The sequence below is a fragment of the Pseudomonas sp. LM13 genome, assembly GCF_041381355.1.
Lineage (GTDB): Bacteria > Pseudomonadota > Gammaproteobacteria > Pseudomonadales > Pseudomonadaceae > Stutzerimonas > Stutzerimonas frequens.
Window position 1 is genome coordinate 1 of record NZ_JACBXH010000002.1, and the last position, 13,950, is coordinate 13,950.

Genomic DNA, 13,950 nt, shown 5'->3' on the forward strand with positions numbered 1-13,950 from the left:
GTAATATTTGACGATGATGAAAAGGGCCCCCTCGGGGGCCCTTTTCTATTATTGATCATTTATTGACACCCTATGGGCGCATCCGTACAATTGCGCCTCCTTTTACCGGGGGTATTGCGCCTGGTAGGGTGGCTACTTGGAGTCTGAGGTCAAAATGCAAAACCAACAAATCCGTATTCGGTTGAAGGCTTTTGACCATCGCCTGATCGATCAATCAACCCAGGAAATCGTGGAAACCGCGAAACGTACTGGTGCTCAGGTGCGTGGTCCGATTCCGCTGCCAACCCGCAAAGAGCGGTTCACTGTGCTGGTTTCTCCGCACGTCAATAAAGACGCGCGCGATCAGTATGAAATCCGAACCCACAAGCGTGTGCTGGACATCGTTCAGCCGACCGACAAAACCGTCGATGCGCTGATGAAGCTCGATCTTGCGGCTGGTGTGGAAGTGCAGATCAGCCTCGGCTAAAACCTGAGAGTTTTAGTCGTGTAACGCTCTGAAATGGGCGGCCATAGCGGGTGAAAGCCCCGTACACTCAAGAGGTTTCAAAATGACTATTGGTGTAGTCGGTCGTAAATGCGGCATGACCCGCGTTTTCACCGAGGATGGTGTCTCTATTCCGGTTACGGTCATCGAGATCGAGCCGAATCGCGTCACTCAGTTCAAGAATGAAGAGAGCGATGGCTATCGTGCAGTGCAGGTCACTGTCGGCGAGCGTCGTGCGTCCCGTGTCACCAAGGCTCAGGCCGGTCACTTCGCCAAGGCGAACGTTGCTGCTGGTCGTGGCGTCTGGGAATTCCGCCTAGATGGCGAGGAGTTCCAGGTTGGTGATCAGATCAATGCCGAGATTTTCCAGGCAGGGCAGCTGGTGGATGTCACCGGTCAGTCCAAGGGTAAAGGCTTTGCCGGTACCATCAAGCGCTGGAACTTCCGTGGTCAGGACAATACCCACGGTAACTCCGTATCCCACCGCGTCCCGGGCTCTATCGGTCAGTGCCAGACTCCAGGTCGTGTATTCAAGGGCAAGAAGATGTCCGGGCACATGGGCGCCGAGCGCGTAACCGTGCAGTCTCTGGAAATCGTGCGCGTCGATGCCGAGCGTAACCTGCTGTTGGTCAAGGGCGCAGTGCCCGGCGCCACCGGTGGTGACGTGTTCGTGCGTCCGGCCGCCAAGGCTCGCGGTTAAGGGGGAGTTCACATGCAATTGAATGTAAATGGCGCACAGGCCATCGAAGTCTCCGATCGCACCTTTGGTGGTGAGTTCAACGAGACGCTGGTGCACCAGGCTGTCGTCGCCTACATGGCTGGCGGTCGTCAGGGTAGCAAGCAGCAGAAAACCCGCTCCGACGTGTCCGGTGGTGGCAAGCGTCCGTGGCGCCAGAAGGGCACCGGTCGCGCGCGCGCCGGTACCACGCGTGGTCCGATCTGGCGTGGCGGTGGTGTGACTTTCGCTGCTCGTCCGCAGAACCATGAGCAGAAGCTGAACAAGAAGATGTATCGCGCTGCGCTGCGTTCCATCCTTGCTGAGCTTGTCCGCTCCGAGCGTCTGGTTGTCGTAGAAGATTTCGCCGTCGAGGCCCCGAAGACCAAGGCGCTTGCTAGCAAGCTCAATGGTATGGGTCTGAGCGACGTGCTGATCGTTTCCGATGCTGTCGATCAGAACCTGTACCTCGCTGCGCGCAATCTGCCGCATGTCGACGTACGTGACGTTCAGGGTTCCGATCCGGTCAGCCTGATCGCCTATGACAAGGTGTTGATCACCGTGTCGGCTGTGAAGAAATTCGAGGAGCTGCTGGGATGAACCAGGAACGCGTATTCAAAGTCCTGCTTGGTCCGCACGTCTCTGAGAAGGCTACCGTGCTGGCTGACAGCAAGAAGCAATTCGTTTTCAAGGTTGCGACCGACGCAACCAAGCTGGAAATCAAGAAGGCTGTTGAGAGCCTGTTCGACGTGAAGGTCGCCGCGGTCAACACCCTGAATGTACAGGGTAAGACCAAGCGCACCGCTCGCGGTCTGGGCAAGCGCAACGACTGGAAGAAGGCGTACATCGCTCTTCAGCCAGGCCAGGATCTCGATTTCTCCGGCAGTGCTGAGTAAGGAAGGGGTGCATCATGGCAATCGTTAAATGCAAACCGACTTCCGCGGGCCGCCGTTTTGTGGTCAAGGTGGTCAATCAGGAGCTGCACAAAGGCGCTCCTTACGCACCGCTGCTCGAGAAGAAGTCGAAGTCTGGCGGCCGTAACAACAACGGTCGTATCACCACCCGCCACATTGGTGGTGGTCATAAGCAGCACTATCGTCTGGTCGATTTTCGTCGAAACAAGGATGGCATTCCGGCCATCGTCGAGCGCATCGAATACGATCCGAACCGTACTGCGCACATCGCGCTGCTGAAGTATGCCGACGGTGAGCGTCGCTACATCATCGCGCCGAAAGGCGTGAGCGCTGGCGATCAGCTGGTCTCGGGCATCAATGCTCCGATCAAGGCTGGTAACAGCCTGCCGCTGCGTAACATCCCGCTGGGTTCTACCGTTCACGGTGTCGAGCTCAAGCCGGGCAAGGGCGCTCAGATCGCTCGTTCAGCTGGTGCTTCGGCTCAGCTGGTCGCTCGCGAGGGTTCCTACGTGACGCTGCGTCTACGTTCCGGCGAGATGCGCAAAGTGCTGGCTGAGTGCCGTGCGACCCTGGGCGAGGTCTCGAATTCCGAGCATAGCCTGCGTTCGCTGGGTAAAGCTGGTGCCAAGCGCTGGAAGGGCATTCGTCCGACCGTTCGTGGTGTCGCGATGAACCCGGTCGATCACCCGCACGGTGGTGGTGAAGGTCGTACCTCCGGTGGTCGTCATCCGGTGTCGCCATGGGGCTTCCCGACTAAGGGCGCGAAGACCCGCACTAACAAGCGCACCGATAACATGATCGTCCGTCGTCGCAAGTAACTAGAGGGATACGACAGTGCCGCGTTCTCTGAAAAAAGGTCCTTTTATCGATCTTCACCTACTGAAGAAGGTCGAAGCGGCGGTGGAAAAGAACGATCGCAAGCCAGTCAAGACCTGGTCGCGCCGTTCGATGATCCTGCCGCAAATGGTCGGTCTGACCATCGCTGTACATAACGGTCGTCAACATGTCCCGGTCTTGGTGTCCGAAGACATGGTCGGCCACAAACTCGGCGAGTTCGCTGCTACCCGCACTTATCGCGGGCACGTCGCGGACAAGAAAGGCAAGCGCTAAGGGGTAAGGAAAGATGGAAGTAGCCGCTAAGTTGTCGGGCGCTCGCATCTCCGCCCAGAAAGCCCGCCTGGTCGCCGACCAGATCCGCGGGAAGAAGGTGGGCGACGCGCTCAACCTCCTGGCTTTCAGTAGCAAGAAAGCCGCCGAGATCATGAAGAAAGTGCTGGAGTCGGCCGTTGCCAACGCCGAGCACAACGAAGGCGCCGATGTGGATGATCTGAAAGTCTCCACGGTCTTCGTCAACGAGGGGCGTTCGCTTAAGCGCATCATGCCGCGTGCCAAGGGCCGCGCTGATCGCATCGTCAAGCGGTCTTGCCATATCACTGTCAAGGTTGCGGACAAGTAACGGAGTCGATCAGATGGGTCAGAAAGTACATCCCACTGGCATTCGCCTGGGAATCGTCAAGGAGCACACCTCCGTCTGGTACGCAGACGGCCGCACGTATGCAGACTATCTGCTTGCAGATCTGAACGTGCGTGAGTACCTCCAAGACAAACTAAAAAGCGCGTCCGTAAGCCGTATCGATATCCATCGCCCGGCTCAAACCGCACGCATCACCATCCACACCGCTCGTCCCGGCATCGTGATCGGCAAGAAAGGTGAAGATGTTGAGAAGCTGCGTCAGGACCTGACCAAGCAAATGGGTGTGCCGGTGCACATCAATATCGAAGAGATCCGCAAGCCGGAGCTCGACGCAATGCTGGTTGCACAGAGCGTAGCTCAGCAGCTGGAGCGTCGCGTGATGTTCCGTCGCGCCATGAAGCGCGCCGTACAGAACGCCATGCGCATTGGTGCCAAGGGCATCAAGATCCAGGTCAGTGGTCGTCTGGGTGGGGCTGAAATCGCCCGTACCGAGTGGTATCGCGAAGGTCGTGTGCCGCTGCACACCCTGCGTGCCGATATCGATTACAACACTTACGAAGCGCACACCACCTACGGTGTGATTGGTGTCAAGGTGTGGATCTTCAAAGGCGAAGTGATTGGTGGTCGCCATGAAGAGCTCAAGCCTCAAGCGCCTGCTCCTCGTAAAAAAGCTGCTAAGTAAGGGGTACGCCAAATGTTGCAACCCAAGCGTACAAAATTCCGCAAGCAGATGACCGGCCACAACCGTGGTCTGGCTCAGCGCGGTAGTAAGGTCAGCTTCGGCGAGTTCGCGCTGAAGTCTGTTTCTCGTGGTCGTCTGACCGCGCGTCAGATCGAGGCTGCACGTCGTGCGCTGACTCGTCACGTCAAGCGTGGCGGTAAGATCTGGATCCGCGTGTTCCCCGACAAGCCCGTTACCAAGAAGCCCCTCGAGGTTCGTATGGGTAAAGGTAAGGGTAGCGTCGAGTACTGGGTAGCCCAGATTCAGCCGGGCAAGGTGCTTTACGAGATCGAGGGTGTTTCCGAAGAGCTGGCGCGTGAGGCTTTCGCCCTGGCCGCTGCAAAGCTGCCGCTCGCCACCTCCTTTGTTAAGCGGACGGTGATGTGATGAAAGCGAATGAACTTCGTGAAAAATCCGTTGAGCAGCTGAACGAGCAACTGCTCGAGCTGCTGCGGGACCAGTTCAATCTGCGTATGCAGAAAGCGACTGGCCAGTTGGGGCAGTCTCACCTGCTCTCGCAAGTCAAGCGCGACATCGCTCGTGTCAAGACTGTGCTCAACCAGCAGGCAGGTAAGTGATCATGGCTGAAGCTCAGAAAACCGTCCGCACGCTGACCGGCCGCGTCGTCAGCGACAAGATGGACAAGACCATCACCGTACTGATCGAGCGTCGCGTGAAGCACCCGATCTACGGCAAATACGTGAAGCGTTCGACCAAACTGCACGCCCACGACGAAACCAACCAGTGCCGTATCGGCGACAAGGTCACCATCCGCGAGACTCGTCCGCTGGCCAAGACCAAGACCTGGATGCTGGTTGACGTCGTTGAACGTGCCGTCGAAGTCTAAGGGCTAGGGGTCGGAGAAATTATATGATTCAGACTCAATCCATGCTCGATGTGGCTGATAACAGTGGCGCTCGTCGCGTCATGTGTATCAAGGTGCTCGGCGGTTCGCACCGTCGTTACGCCGGCATCGGCGACATTATCAAGGTTACCGTCAAGGAAGCGATTCCTCGTGGCAAGGTCAAGAAAGGCCAGGTTATGACCGCTGTTGTGGTTCGTACCCGTCATGGTGTCCGTCGTCCCGATGGTTCCATCATCCGCTTCGATGGCAACGCTGCTGTTCTGTTGAACAACAAGCAAGAGCCTATCGGCACCCGTATCTTTGGGCCGGTGACGCGTGAGCTTCGTACAGAGAAGTTCATGAAGATCGTCTCGCTCGCCCCTGAAGTGCTGTAAGGAGTAGCCGCATGCAAAAGATTCGTCGCAACGACGAGATCATCGTCATCGCCGGCAAAGACAAGGGCAAGCGCGGTAAGGTGCTCAAGGTGCTCGCTGACGACCGTCTGGTCGTCGGTGGGATCAACCTCGTCAAGCGCCATACCAGGCCGAACCCGATGTCCGGCGTTCAGGGCGGTATCGTCGAGAAAGAGGCGCCTTTGCACGTCTCTAACGTCGCCATTTTCAACGGCGAAACCAACAAGGCAGACCGTGTTGGCTTCAAGGTTGAAGAAGGCAAGAAAATTCGTGTCTTCAAGTCGACCCAGAAGCCGGTTGACGCTTGAGACTGCTAGGTAGATAACCATGGCACGACTAAAAGAAGTTTATCGGAAGGAAATCGCGCCCAAGCTGAAGGAAGAGCTTCAGCTTAAGAACGTGATGGAAGTTCCGCGCATTACCAAGATCACCCTCAACATGGGTATTGGCGAGGCGATCGGTGACAAGAAGATCATCGACAACGCTGTCGCTGACCTGGAAAAGATTACCGGCCAGAAGGTCGTGGTCACTCATGCTCGCAAGTCCATCGCTGGCTTCAAGGTCCGCGAAGGCTGGCCGATCGGTGTCAAGGTGACGCTGCGTCGTGAGCGTATGTACGAGTTCCTGGATCGCCTGCTCTCCATTTCCCTGCCGCGAGTACGTGATTTCCGCGGCCTGAACGCCAAGTCCTTTGATGGACGTGGCAACTACAGCATGGGTGTGAAAGAGCAGATCATCTTCCCGGAGATCGATTACGACAAGATCGATGCCCTGCGTGGTCTGGACATCACTCTGACCACCACTGCCCGGACGGATGAAGAAGGTCGCGCTTTGCTGCGTGCCTTCAACTTCCCGTTCCGTAACTGATTGGAGTAGGCACATGGCTAAGCAAAGCATGAAGAACCGTGAGCTGAAGCGTCGGCAAACGGTCGCCAAGTTCGCCCAGAAGCGTGCGGCACTGAAGGCAATCATCGCAAACCCGGAGTCCTCTCCGGAAGCGCGCTGGGAAGCTCAGGTCGCACTGCAGAAGCAGCCTCGTGACGCCAGCGCTTCGCGCCTGCGCAACCGCTGCCGTCTGACTGGTCGTCCGCACGGCGTCTATCGCAAGTTCGGCCTCGCGCGCAACATGCTGCGTCAGGCCGCAATGCGCGGTGACGTGCCGGGCCTGGTCAAGGCCAGCTGGTAACAGAACAAACAGGACCTTCGGGTCCTGTTTGTTTTTCGATCAAGCCCCCTGTGGGGCTTGATTCGTTTATGGCGACTCTCTAGAATGTTCGGCTCGCCTGAGCCTCGCACTTTGCCGGGTTTGTCCATTGGCGACACGAGCCGTTAAGGCTTATTTTTTTGTTTTAGGAGCTAAGAGCCCATGAGTATGCAGGACCCGTTAGCGGACATGCTAACTCGTATCCGTAATGCCCAGATGGCCGAGAAGTCCGTCGTAAGCATGCCGTCTTCCACGCTGAAGGTGGCTGTAGCCAATGTTCTTCAGGGTGAAGGCTATATCGCGGGATACCAGGTCAGCGGTGATGCCAAGCCGCAGCTGTCCATCGAGCTGAAGTACTTCGAAGGCCGTCCGGTCATCGAAGAACTCAAGCGCGTAAGTCGTCCTGGCCTGCGCCAGTACAAGTCCGTTGACCAGTTGCCGAAAGTACGCGGTGGCCTGGGCGTGTCGATCGTCTCCACCAACAAGGGTGTGATGACTGATCGTGCTGCTCGCGCTGCTGGTGTTGGCGGCGAAGTGCTTTGCACTGTGTTCTAAGGGGGGGATAAGCATGTCTCGCGTTGCTAAGAACCCCGTCAAGCTGCCTGCTGGCGTCGAAATCAAGATGTCCGGTCAGCAGCTTTCGGTGAAGGGCGCAAAAGGCGCTCTCGAACTGAATGTTCATCCGTCTGTGGAAGTGATCCAAGAATCCGGCGAGCTGCGCTTTGCCGGTCGTAACGGTGATCAGCAGACTCGCGCCATGGCTGGTACCACTCGTGCGCTGGTCAACAACATGGTGATCGGCGTCAGCCAGGGCTTCGAGCGCAAGCTTCAGCTGGTTGGTGTAGGTTACAAGGCGCAAGCCAAGGGTCAGGTGCTGAACCTTGCGCTCGGTTTCTCCCATCCGATCGACTATGCGTTGCCGGAAGGTGTGGTCGCCGAAACCCCGAACCAGACCGAGATCCTGATCAAGGGTGTCGATAAGCAACTGGTTGGTCAGGTCGCCGCGGAGATTCGCGATTTCCGTCGCCCTGAACCTTATAAGGGCAAGGGCGTTCGTTACGCGGATGAAGTTGTCCGTCGTAAAGAAGCCAAGAAGAAGTAGGGCATAGCAAATGACCGACAAAAAAGTTACTCGACTGCGTCGCGCTCGCAAAGCACGCCTGAAAATGCACGAGCTCGAAGCCGTGCGTCTGTGCGTCTATCGCTCTTCGCAGCACATCTACGCCCAGGTCATTTCGGCCGACGGCAGCAAGGTTCTGGCCAGTGCCTCTACCTTGGACAAAGCATTGCGTGATGGCGCCACTGGCAATGTCGACGCGGCCAAGAAAGTTGGTGAGCTGGTTGCCGAGCGTGCAAAAGCCGCTGGTGTAACGCAGGTTGCATTCGACCGTTCTGGCTTCAAGTACCACGGTCGTGTCAAGGCACTGGCCGATGCTGCTCGTGAAGGCGGGCTGGAGTTCTAAGTTATGGCAAATAACGAGCAAAAGCGCGACGAAGGCTACATCGAGAAGCTGGTTCAAGTTAACCGCGTCGCAAAAACCGTAAAGGGTGGCCGTATCTTCACCTTCACCGCTCTGACTGTCGTTGGAGACGGAAAGGGTCGTGTTGGCTTCGGCCGTGGCAAGTCCCGCGAAGTGCCGGCTGCCATCCAGAAGGCCATGGAAGCGGCTCGCCGCAATATGATCCAGGTCGACCTGAATGGCACTACCCTGCAGTACCCAACCAAGGCTGCGCATGGTGCTTCCAAGGTATACATGCAGCCAGCCTCCGAAGGTACTGGTGTGATTGCCGGTGGCGCCATGCGTGCGCTGCTGGAAGTTGCTGGTGTTCAGAACGTTCTGGCCAAGTGCTACGGCTCTACCAATCCGGTGAACGTTGTGCATGCCACCTTCAAGGGCCTGAAGGCCATGCAGTCGCCCGAATCCGTGGCAGCTAAGCGTGGCAAGAGCGTCGAGGAGATTCTCTAACCATGGCTAACGCTACTGTCAAAGTCACGCTGGTCAAAAGCGTGAACGGCCGTCTGGCCAATCACAAGGCGTGCGTCAAGGGCTTGGGCCTGCGTCGCATTGGTCATACCGTTGAGGTTCAGGATACTCCTGAGAACCGTGGCATGATCAACAAGGCCTATTACCTTCTCCGTGTGGAGGGCTAATCATGCAATTGAACGATCTGCGTTCCGCGCCGGGTGCCCGTCGCGAAAAGCTGCGTCCCGGTCGTGGTATCGGTAGCGGTCTCGGTAAGACCGGTGGCCGTGGTCACAAGGGTCAGACTTCCCGTTCCGGTGGCAAGATTGCTCCCGGTTTCGAGGGTGGTCAGCAGCCGTTGCACCGCCGTCTGCCGAAGTTCGGTTTCGTCTCGCTGAAGGCCATGGACCGCGCGGAAGTGCGTACTTCCGAGTTGGCAAAGGTCGAGGGTGATGTCGTTACCGTGCAGAGCCTGAAAGACGCCAACGTCATCAACCAGAACGTACAGCGCGTGAAAATCATGCTGTCCGGCGAGGTTGGTCGTGCGGTGACGCTCAAGGGTATCGCAGCCACCAAGGGTGCGCGTGCGGCTATCGAAGCAGCTGGCGGCAAGTTCGAGGAATAAATGGCTAAGCAAGGTGCTCTCTCCGCGCTGAGTAATGGTGGTCTGTCCGAACTATGGGCTCGTCTGCGCTTTCTGTTCATGGCGATCATCGTCTATCGGATTGGCGCACACATCCCTGTTCCCGGGATCAATCCCGATCGACTGGCCGAACTGTTCCGTCAGAACGAGGGGACCATCCTTAGCTTGTTCAACATGTTTTCCGGCGGCGCGCTGGAGCGCATGAGCATATTTGCATTGGGGATCATGCCGTACATTTCGGCCTCGATCATCATGCAGCTCATGACCGCTGTCAGTCCGCAGCTGGAGCAGTTGAAGAAAGAAGGTGAGGCCGGGCGTCGCAAGATCAGCCAGTACACCCGTTACGGCACGCTGGTGCTCGCGATCGTTCAGGCCGTCGGCATGTCCGTCGGTCTGGCCGGTCAGGGGGTCGCGTTCAGCAACGATTTCGGCTTCTACTTCGTCGCCATCACAACCTTCGTGTCTGGTGCGATGTTCATGATGTGGCTGGGTGAGCAGATCACCGAGCGAGGCGTTGGTAACGGCATCTCGATGCTGATCTTCGCTGGTATCGTCGCGGGATTGCCGGGCGCGCTTGGCCAGTCCTTCGAGTCTGCTCGTCAGGGCGACATCAACATCATTGCGCTGCTTGCTGTTGGCCTCCTGGCTGTTGCAATCATCGGTTTCGTGGTCTTCATCGAGCGTGGCCAGCGTCGTATCGCCGTGCACTACGCCAAGCGGCAGCAAGGTCGTAAGGTTTTCGCTGCGCAGACCAGCCATTTGCCGTTGAAGGTGAATATGGCGGGGGTTATCCCGGCCATCTTCGCTAGCAGCATCCTGTTGTTCCCTGCCTCGCTTGGTCAGTGGTTCGGTCAATCCGAGAGCATGGGCTGGTTGGCTGACATCTCGCAGGCGATTGCCCCAGGGCAGCCGTTGAATATCCTGCTGTTCAGTGCTGGCATCATATTCTTCTGCTTCTTCTATACGGCGTTGATGTTCAACCCGAAGGATGTTGCTGAGAATCTGAAGAAGTCCGGTGCGTTTATTCCCGGGATTCGTCCTGGTGAGCAATCGGCCCGTTATATCGATGGCGTGCTGACTCGCTTGACCATGTTCGGCGCCCTGTACATGACGGCTGTATGCCTGTTGCCGCAGTTTCTCGTGGTTGCAGCGAATGTGCCGTTCTACCTCGGTGGGACCTCGTTGCTGATCGTGGTTGTGGTTGTCATGGACTTCATGTCCCAAGTGCAATCGCACCTCATGTCGCACCAGTACGATTCCCTGATGAAGAAAGCCAACCTGAAGGGCTACGGCAGCGGCATGCTCCGCTGAGGTTGCTCGTAAGGTTCTAGGAGTTGGTGATGAAAGTTCGTGCATCGGTTAAAAAGCTGTGCCGCAACTGCAAGGTCATTCGTCGCGACGGTGTCGTGCGCGTGATCTGCAGCGCAGAACCGCGTCACAAGCAGCGCCAAGGCTGATTGTGTAAAGCGTGAGAACCCGGCAGCTAGTGCGCTGCCGGGTTGAATATTTGTTATTACAGCGTTAATATCTCGCGCCCTTTTCTTGGCTTCCGGGGCGTAGGTAGCTGTCAATTGGAGTTTCACTGAATGGCCCGTATTGCTGGCGTCAACATTCCGGATAACAAGCACACTGTTATCTCGCTGACCTACATCTACGGTGTTGGTCGCACCCGCGCGCAGGAAATCTGCGCTGCTACCGGTGTGAATCCGGCAGCAAAGATCAAGGATCTTTCCGACGAGCAGGTCGAACTGCTGCGTGGCGAAGTCGGCAAGTTCATCGTTGAAGGCGACCTGCGTCGCGAAGTCAACATGAAAATCAAGCGCTTGATGGACCTGGGTTGCTATCGCGGCCTGCGTCATCGTCGTGGTCTTCCGGTTCGCGGTCAGCGCACCAAGACCAACGCACGTACCCGTAAGGGCCCGCGCAAGCCGATCCGCAAGTAATCGCGTTAGCGAATCGACAGGAATCTAGTCATGGCAAAACCTGCTGCTCGTCCTCGTAAAAAAGTCAAAAAGACAGTGGTTGATGGCATCGCCCACATCCACGCGTCTTTCAATAACACCATCGTGACCATCACTGATCGTCAGGGCAATGCGCTGTCCTGGGCTACCTCCGGTGGTTCGGGCTTCCGCGGTTCGCGTAAGTCCACTCCGTTCGCTGCTCAGATCGCCGCTGAGCGCGCTGGTCAGGCCGCTCTGGAATACGGTCTGAAGAACCTCGACGTCAACGTCAAGGGCCCAGGTCCGGGTCGCGAATCCGCTGTGCGTGCTCTGAACGCCTGCGGCTATAAAATCGCCAGCATCACCGACGTGACGCCGATCCCGCATAACGGGTGCCGTCCGCCGAAGAAGCGCCGCGTGTAATCAGGAGACAGTAAAGAATGGCTCGTTATATTGGTCCCAAGTGCAAACTGTCTCGTCGTGAAGGCACTGATCTCTTCCTGAAGAGTGGTGCGCGCGCGCTCGAATCCAAGTGCAACATTGAAACCCCGCCGGGTGTGCATGGTCAGCGTCGTGGCCGTCTGTCCGACTACGGCACTCAGCTGCGCGAGAAGCAAAAAGTCCGCCGTATCTACGGTGTTCTGGAGCGTCAGTTCAGCGGTTACTACAAGGAAGCCGCCAGTCGTAAGGGCGCTACCGGCGAAAATCTGCTGCAGCTGCTCGAATGCCGCCTGGACAACGTCGTGTACCGTATGGGCTTCGGCTCCACTCGTGCCGAATCGCGTCAGCTGGTGTCGCACAAGTCGATCACAGTCAACGGTCAGACCGTGAACATCCCGTCCTACCAGGTTAAAGCCGGTGACGTGGTTGCTGTTCGCGAGAAGTGCCGTAACCAGCTGCGTATCGCCCAGGCCCTCGAACTGTGCGCACAGCGCGGCCGCGTTGAATGGGTCGAAGTAGACGCCGACAAGAAATCCGGTGTTTTCAAGAATGTTCCGGCTCGCAGCGATCTGTCCGCCGACATCAACGAAAACCTGATTGTCGAGCTCTACTCCAAGTAAGGGCTAGAAAATAGGTGTATCCATGCAGAGTTCGGTAAATGAGTTCCTGACCCCCCGCCATATCGATGTGCAGGTGGTCAGTCCGACCCGTGCCAAGATCACTCTCGAGCCCCTCGAGCGTGGTTTTGGCCACACCCTGGGCAACGCGCTGCGTCGTATTCTGTTGTCCTCCATGCCCGGCTGCGCTGTGGTCGAGGCTGAGATCGACGGTGTGCTCCACGAGTACAGCGCCATCGAGGGCGTGCAGGAAGATGTAATCGAAATCCTGCTCAACCTCAAAGGTATCGCCATCAAGCTGCACGGCCGTGATGAAGTGACCTTGAGCCTGGTGAAGAAGGGCGCGGGCGCTGTTACCGCTGCCGATATCCAGCTGGATCACGATGTTGAAATCGTCAATGGCGATCACCTGATCGCCAATCTGGCGGCCAACGGCTCGCTCAACATGAAGCTCAAGGTCGCTCGCGGCCGTGGTTACGAGCCTGCTGATGCGCGTCAGAGCGACGAAGATGAAAGCCGTAGCATCGGCCGTCTTCAGCTCGACGCCACCTTCAGCCCGGTTCGTCGCGTGGCTTATGTGGTCGAGAATGCTCGTGTCGAGCAGCGCACCAACCTGGACAAGCTGGTCATTGACCTGGAAACCAACGGCACTCTGGATCCCGAAGAGGCGATTCGTCGTGCAGCGACCATCCTGCAGCAGCAGCTGGCTGCGTTCGTCGACCTGAAGGGCGACAGCGAACCAGTGGTTGTCGAGCAGGAAGACGAGATCGATCCGATCCTGTTGCGTCCGGTTGATGACCTGGAACTGACCGTACGTTCGGCCAACTGCCTCAAGGCAGAGAACATCTACTACATTGGTGATCTGATCCAGCGCACCGAAGTAGAGCTGTTGAAAACGCCGAACCTGGGCAAGAAGTCCCTGACCGAGATCAAGGACGTTCTGGCTTCGCGTGGTTTGTCCCTCGGTATGCGCCTGGATAACTGGCCGCCGGCAAGTCTCAAGAAGGACGATAAGGCCACTGCCTGATCGCCCCCAGTAACCGAACTGAACGTTTGGTAAGGAATTTCAATCATGCGTCATCGTAAAAGTGGCCGTCATCTGAGCCGCACCAGCGCCCACCGCAAGGCCATGTTCCAGAACATGGCGGTGTCGCTGTTCGAGCACGAACTGATCAAGACCACCCTGCCCAAGGCCAAGGAACTGCGTCGCGTTGCCGAGCCGCTGATCACCCTGGCCAAGGAAGACAGCGTTGCCAACCGCCGCCTGGCTTTCGACCGTACCCGTTCGAAAGCTGCCGTAGGCAAGCTGTTCAACGATCTGGGCAAGCGCTACGCCACCCGTCAGGGCGGCTATCTGCGCATCCTCAAGTGCGGTTTCCGCGCAGGGGACAACGCACCTATGGCTTACGTCGAGCTGGTTGACCGTCCGGTCGCTGGTGAGGTCGAAGCCGCAGCCGAGTAATCGGCCGCTGTATGAAGAACCGGGCCTAGGCCCGGTTTTTTATTGTCTGAACGATGGTGCTGCTCTATCAGGTTGGTTCGTTTAATAAATTAGTTCTTTAGTGGCGTCTCGTTA

Annotated in this window: 28 protein-coding genes; all 28 read left to right on the top strand. The window is 57.4% G+C overall.

The window, feature by feature from the left end; translation table 11 throughout:
- Positions 1 to 154 precede the first annotated feature (154 nt).
- The 28 genes from rpsJ to rplQ all read left to right on the top strand — a co-directional run bounded on the left by rpsJ (position 155) and on the right by rplQ (position 13,836).
- Complete coding sequence (gene rpsJ, locus HZR81_RS02670) at positions 155 to 466, top strand: 30S ribosomal protein S10 (protein ID WP_003186070.1); 312 nt, start codon at positions 155 to 157, stop codon at positions 464 to 466.
- Between the two features lie 82 nt (positions 467 to 548).
- Positions 549 to 1,184, top strand: coding sequence for a 50S ribosomal protein L3 (gene rplC, locus HZR81_RS02675; protein WP_063544055.1), 636 nt, complete (start codon positions 549 to 551; stop codon positions 1,182 to 1,184).
- Positions 1,185 to 1,196: 12 nt separating this feature from the next.
- On the top strand, positions 1,197 to 1,799 hold the full coding sequence (rplD, locus tag HZR81_RS02680; RefSeq protein ID WP_049326038.1) for a 50S ribosomal protein L4: 603 nt from the start codon (positions 1,197 to 1,199) through the stop codon (positions 1,797 to 1,799).
- Positions 1,796 to 2,095, top strand: a complete 300-nt coding sequence (gene rplW, locus HZR81_RS02685) for a 50S ribosomal protein L23 (protein ID WP_003281842.1) — start codon at positions 1,796 to 1,798, stop codon at positions 2,093 to 2,095. Before rplD ends, rplW begins: the two co-directional genes overlap by 4 nt.
- Before the next feature lie 14 nt (positions 2,096 to 2,109).
- Positions 2,110 to 2,931 (top strand): 50S ribosomal protein L2, encoded by an 822-nt coding sequence (gene rplB / locus HZR81_RS02690; protein WP_063544057.1) that lies wholly within the window; start codon positions 2,110 to 2,112, stop codon positions 2,929 to 2,931.
- 16 nt (positions 2,932 to 2,947) lie between these two features.
- A complete protein-coding gene (gene rpsS, locus HZR81_RS02695; protein WP_003293029.1) occupies positions 2,948 to 3,223 on the top strand; it encodes a 30S ribosomal protein S19 in 276 nt (91 codons plus the stop codon).
- A 13-nt stretch (positions 3,224 to 3,236) separates the two neighbouring features.
- A complete protein-coding gene (gene rplV, locus HZR81_RS02700) occupies positions 3,237 to 3,569 on the top strand; it encodes a 50S ribosomal protein L22 (RefSeq protein WP_003304070.1) in 333 nt (110 codons plus the stop codon).
- A 13-nt stretch (positions 3,570 to 3,582) separates the two neighbouring features.
- On the top strand, positions 3,583 to 4,269 hold the full coding sequence (rpsC, locus tag HZR81_RS02705) for a 30S ribosomal protein S3 (protein WP_003289210.1): 687 nt from the start codon (positions 3,583 to 3,585) through the stop codon (positions 4,267 to 4,269).
- A gap of 12 nt (positions 4,270 to 4,281) precedes the next feature.
- Positions 4,282 to 4,695, top strand: a complete 414-nt coding sequence (rplP, locus tag HZR81_RS02710) for a 50S ribosomal protein L16 (RefSeq protein ID WP_003281836.1) — start codon at positions 4,282 to 4,284, stop codon at positions 4,693 to 4,695.
- Positions 4,695 to 4,886 carry a 50S ribosomal protein L29 gene (gene rpmC / locus HZR81_RS02715; protein ID WP_003281834.1) on the top strand — a complete coding sequence of 64 codons (192 nt, stop codon included), beginning with the start codon at positions 4,695 to 4,697 and terminating at the stop codon, positions 4,884 to 4,886. The genes rplP and rpmC overlap by 1 nt, the downstream gene beginning before the upstream one ends.
- Before the next feature lie 2 nt (positions 4,887 to 4,888).
- Positions 4,889 to 5,155 carry a 30S ribosomal protein S17 gene (gene rpsQ, locus HZR81_RS02720; protein ID WP_003281832.1) on the top strand — a complete coding sequence of 89 codons (267 nt, stop codon included), beginning with the start codon at positions 4,889 to 4,891 and terminating at the stop codon, positions 5,153 to 5,155.
- A gap of 23 nt (positions 5,156 to 5,178) precedes the next feature.
- Positions 5,179 to 5,547 (top strand): 50S ribosomal protein L14, encoded by a 369-nt coding sequence (rplN, locus tag HZR81_RS02725; RefSeq protein ID WP_003281831.1) that lies wholly within the window; start codon positions 5,179 to 5,181, stop codon positions 5,545 to 5,547.
- Positions 5,548 to 5,558: 11 nt separating this feature from the next.
- Positions 5,559 to 5,873, top strand: coding sequence for a 50S ribosomal protein L24 (gene rplX, locus HZR81_RS02730; RefSeq protein ID WP_500127258.1), 315 nt, complete (start codon positions 5,559 to 5,561; stop codon positions 5,871 to 5,873).
- A gap of 19 nt (positions 5,874 to 5,892) precedes the next feature.
- On the top strand, positions 5,893 to 6,432 hold the full coding sequence (gene rplE, locus HZR81_RS02735; protein WP_102840420.1) for a 50S ribosomal protein L5: 540 nt from the start codon (positions 5,893 to 5,895) through the stop codon (positions 6,430 to 6,432).
- Between the two features lie 13 nt (positions 6,433 to 6,445).
- Positions 6,446 to 6,751 (top strand): 30S ribosomal protein S14, encoded by a 306-nt coding sequence (gene rpsN / locus HZR81_RS02740; RefSeq protein WP_500127259.1) that lies wholly within the window; start codon positions 6,446 to 6,448, stop codon positions 6,749 to 6,751.
- A gap of 180 nt (positions 6,752 to 6,931) precedes the next feature.
- A complete protein-coding gene (rpsH, locus tag HZR81_RS02745) occupies positions 6,932 to 7,324 on the top strand; it encodes a 30S ribosomal protein S8 (protein ID WP_003293036.1) in 393 nt (130 codons plus the stop codon).
- Positions 7,325 to 7,337: 13 nt separating this feature from the next.
- On the top strand, positions 7,338 to 7,871 hold the full coding sequence (gene rplF / locus HZR81_RS02750) for a 50S ribosomal protein L6 (protein ID WP_063544063.1): 534 nt from the start codon (positions 7,338 to 7,340) through the stop codon (positions 7,869 to 7,871).
- A gap of 10 nt (positions 7,872 to 7,881) precedes the next feature.
- Positions 7,882 to 8,232 (top strand): 50S ribosomal protein L18, encoded by a 351-nt coding sequence (rplR, locus tag HZR81_RS02755; RefSeq protein WP_003293038.1) that lies wholly within the window; start codon positions 7,882 to 7,884, stop codon positions 8,230 to 8,232.
- 3 nt (positions 8,233 to 8,235) lie between these two features.
- The gene (gene rpsE, locus HZR81_RS02760) at positions 8,236 to 8,736 is read left to right on the top strand and encodes a 30S ribosomal protein S5 (protein WP_003293040.1); all 501 of its coding nucleotides are present in this window, start codon (positions 8,236 to 8,238) and stop codon (positions 8,734 to 8,736) included.
- 2 nt (positions 8,737 to 8,738) lie between these two features.
- The gene (rpmD, locus tag HZR81_RS02765; protein ID WP_003289195.1) at positions 8,739 to 8,921 is read left to right on the top strand and encodes a 50S ribosomal protein L30; all 183 of its coding nucleotides are present in this window, start codon (positions 8,739 to 8,741) and stop codon (positions 8,919 to 8,921) included.
- A gap of 2 nt (positions 8,922 to 8,923) precedes the next feature.
- The gene (gene rplO, locus HZR81_RS02770; RefSeq protein WP_003293041.1) at positions 8,924 to 9,358 is read left to right on the top strand and encodes a 50S ribosomal protein L15; all 435 of its coding nucleotides are present in this window, start codon (positions 8,924 to 8,926) and stop codon (positions 9,356 to 9,358) included.
- The gene (secY, locus tag HZR81_RS02775) at positions 9,359 to 10,687 is read left to right on the top strand and encodes a preprotein translocase subunit SecY (RefSeq protein ID WP_063544065.1); all 1,329 of its coding nucleotides are present in this window, start codon (positions 9,359 to 9,361) and stop codon (positions 10,685 to 10,687) included.
- 29 nt (positions 10,688 to 10,716) lie between these two features.
- Positions 10,717 to 10,833: a 50S ribosomal protein L36 gene (gene rpmJ / locus HZR81_RS02780; protein ID WP_043217073.1), complete on the top strand. Its 117-nt coding sequence runs from the start codon at positions 10,717 to 10,719 to the stop codon at positions 10,831 to 10,833.
- Positions 10,834 to 10,962: 129 nt separating this feature from the next.
- Positions 10,963 to 11,319, top strand: coding sequence for a 30S ribosomal protein S13 (gene rpsM / locus HZR81_RS02785; protein ID WP_003289190.1), 357 nt, complete (start codon positions 10,963 to 10,965; stop codon positions 11,317 to 11,319).
- 30 nt (positions 11,320 to 11,349) lie between these two features.
- Positions 11,350 to 11,739 carry a 30S ribosomal protein S11 gene (gene rpsK, locus HZR81_RS02790; RefSeq protein ID WP_003281811.1) on the top strand — a complete coding sequence of 130 codons (390 nt, stop codon included), beginning with the start codon at positions 11,350 to 11,352 and terminating at the stop codon, positions 11,737 to 11,739.
- 17 nt (positions 11,740 to 11,756) lie between these two features.
- Entirely contained in the window at positions 11,757 to 12,377 is a 621-nt protein-coding gene (gene rpsD, locus HZR81_RS02795) for a 30S ribosomal protein S4 (protein ID WP_011911999.1), read from the top strand.
- 22 nt (positions 12,378 to 12,399) lie between these two features.
- Positions 12,400 to 13,401 carry a DNA-directed RNA polymerase subunit alpha gene (locus HZR81_RS02800; protein ID WP_003293045.1) on the top strand — a complete coding sequence of 334 codons (1,002 nt, stop codon included), beginning with the start codon at positions 12,400 to 12,402 and terminating at the stop codon, positions 13,399 to 13,401.
- Positions 13,402 to 13,446: 45 nt separating this feature from the next.
- On the top strand, positions 13,447 to 13,836 hold the full coding sequence (gene rplQ / locus HZR81_RS02805) for a 50S ribosomal protein L17 (RefSeq protein ID WP_011912000.1): 390 nt from the start codon (positions 13,447 to 13,449) through the stop codon (positions 13,834 to 13,836).
- Positions 13,837 to 13,950: the final 114 nt, after the last annotated feature.

What these genes read in the sequence shown, in the direction of transcription:
- rplP (WP_003281836.1), top strand. Translation starts at nt 4,282, where the DNA reads ATGTTGCAACCCAAGCGTACAAAATTCCGCAAGCAGATGACCGGCCAC.
- rpsQ (WP_003281832.1), top strand. Translation starts at nt 4,889, where the DNA reads ATGGCTGAAGCTCAGAAAACCGTCCGCACGCTGACCGGCCGCGTCGTC.
- rpsJ (WP_003186070.1), top strand. Translation starts at nt 155, where the DNA reads ATGCAAAACCAACAAATCCGTATTCGGTTGAAGGCTTTTGACCATCGC.
- rplE (WP_102840420.1), top strand. Translation starts at nt 5,893, where the DNA reads ATGGCACGACTAAAAGAAGTTTATCGGAAGGAAATCGCGCCCAAGCTG.
- rpsE (WP_003293040.1), top strand. Translation starts at nt 8,236, where the DNA reads ATGGCAAATAACGAGCAAAAGCGCGACGAAGGCTACATCGAGAAGCTG.
- rpmJ (WP_043217073.1), top strand. Translation starts at nt 10,717, where the DNA reads ATGAAAGTTCGTGCATCGGTTAAAAAGCTGTGCCGCAACTGCAAGGTC.
- rpsK (WP_003281811.1), top strand. Translation starts at nt 11,350, where the DNA reads ATGGCAAAACCTGCTGCTCGTCCTCGTAAAAAAGTCAAAAAGACAGTG.
- rpsN (WP_500127259.1), top strand. Translation starts at nt 6,446, where the DNA reads ATGGCTAAGCAAAGCATGAAGAACCGTGAGCTGAAGCGTCGGCAAACG.
- rplO (WP_003293041.1), top strand. Translation starts at nt 8,924, where the DNA reads ATGCAATTGAACGATCTGCGTTCCGCGCCGGGTGCCCGTCGCGAAAAG.
- HZR81_RS02800 (WP_003293045.1), top strand. Translation starts at nt 12,400, where the DNA reads ATGCAGAGTTCGGTAAATGAGTTCCTGACCCCCCGCCATATCGATGTG.
- rplN (WP_003281831.1), top strand. Translation starts at nt 5,179, where the DNA reads ATGATTCAGACTCAATCCATGCTCGATGTGGCTGATAACAGTGGCGCT.
- rpsH (WP_003293036.1), top strand. Translation starts at nt 6,932, where the DNA reads ATGAGTATGCAGGACCCGTTAGCGGACATGCTAACTCGTATCCGTAAT.
- rpmD (WP_003289195.1), top strand. Translation starts at nt 8,739, where the DNA reads ATGGCTAACGCTACTGTCAAAGTCACGCTGGTCAAAAGCGTGAACGGC.
- rplW (WP_003281842.1), top strand. Translation starts at nt 1,796, where the DNA reads ATGAACCAGGAACGCGTATTCAAAGTCCTGCTTGGTCCGCACGTCTCT.
- rplX (WP_500127258.1), top strand. Translation starts at nt 5,559, where the DNA reads ATGCAAAAGATTCGTCGCAACGACGAGATCATCGTCATCGCCGGCAAA.
- rpsD (WP_011911999.1), top strand. Translation starts at nt 11,757, where the DNA reads ATGGCTCGTTATATTGGTCCCAAGTGCAAACTGTCTCGTCGTGAAGGC.
- secY (WP_063544065.1), top strand. Translation starts at nt 9,359, where the DNA reads ATGGCTAAGCAAGGTGCTCTCTCCGCGCTGAGTAATGGTGGTCTGTCC.
- rplV (WP_003304070.1), top strand. Translation starts at nt 3,237, where the DNA reads ATGGAAGTAGCCGCTAAGTTGTCGGGCGCTCGCATCTCCGCCCAGAAA.
- rpmC (WP_003281834.1), top strand. Translation starts at nt 4,695, where the DNA reads ATGAAAGCGAATGAACTTCGTGAAAAATCCGTTGAGCAGCTGAACGAG.
- rplD (WP_049326038.1), top strand. Translation starts at nt 1,197, where the DNA reads ATGCAATTGAATGTAAATGGCGCACAGGCCATCGAAGTCTCCGATCGC.
- rplC (WP_063544055.1), top strand. Translation starts at nt 549, where the DNA reads ATGACTATTGGTGTAGTCGGTCGTAAATGCGGCATGACCCGCGTTTTC.
- rplQ (WP_011912000.1), top strand. Translation starts at nt 13,447, where the DNA reads ATGCGTCATCGTAAAAGTGGCCGTCATCTGAGCCGCACCAGCGCCCAC.
- rpsM (WP_003289190.1), top strand. Translation starts at nt 10,963, where the DNA reads ATGGCCCGTATTGCTGGCGTCAACATTCCGGATAACAAGCACACTGTT.
- rpsC (WP_003289210.1), top strand. Translation starts at nt 3,583, where the DNA reads ATGGGTCAGAAAGTACATCCCACTGGCATTCGCCTGGGAATCGTCAAG.
- rplF (WP_063544063.1), top strand. Translation starts at nt 7,338, where the DNA reads ATGTCTCGCGTTGCTAAGAACCCCGTCAAGCTGCCTGCTGGCGTCGAA.
- rplB (WP_063544057.1), top strand. Translation starts at nt 2,110, where the DNA reads ATGGCAATCGTTAAATGCAAACCGACTTCCGCGGGCCGCCGTTTTGTG.
- rplR (WP_003293038.1), top strand. Translation starts at nt 7,882, where the DNA reads ATGACCGACAAAAAAGTTACTCGACTGCGTCGCGCTCGCAAAGCACGC.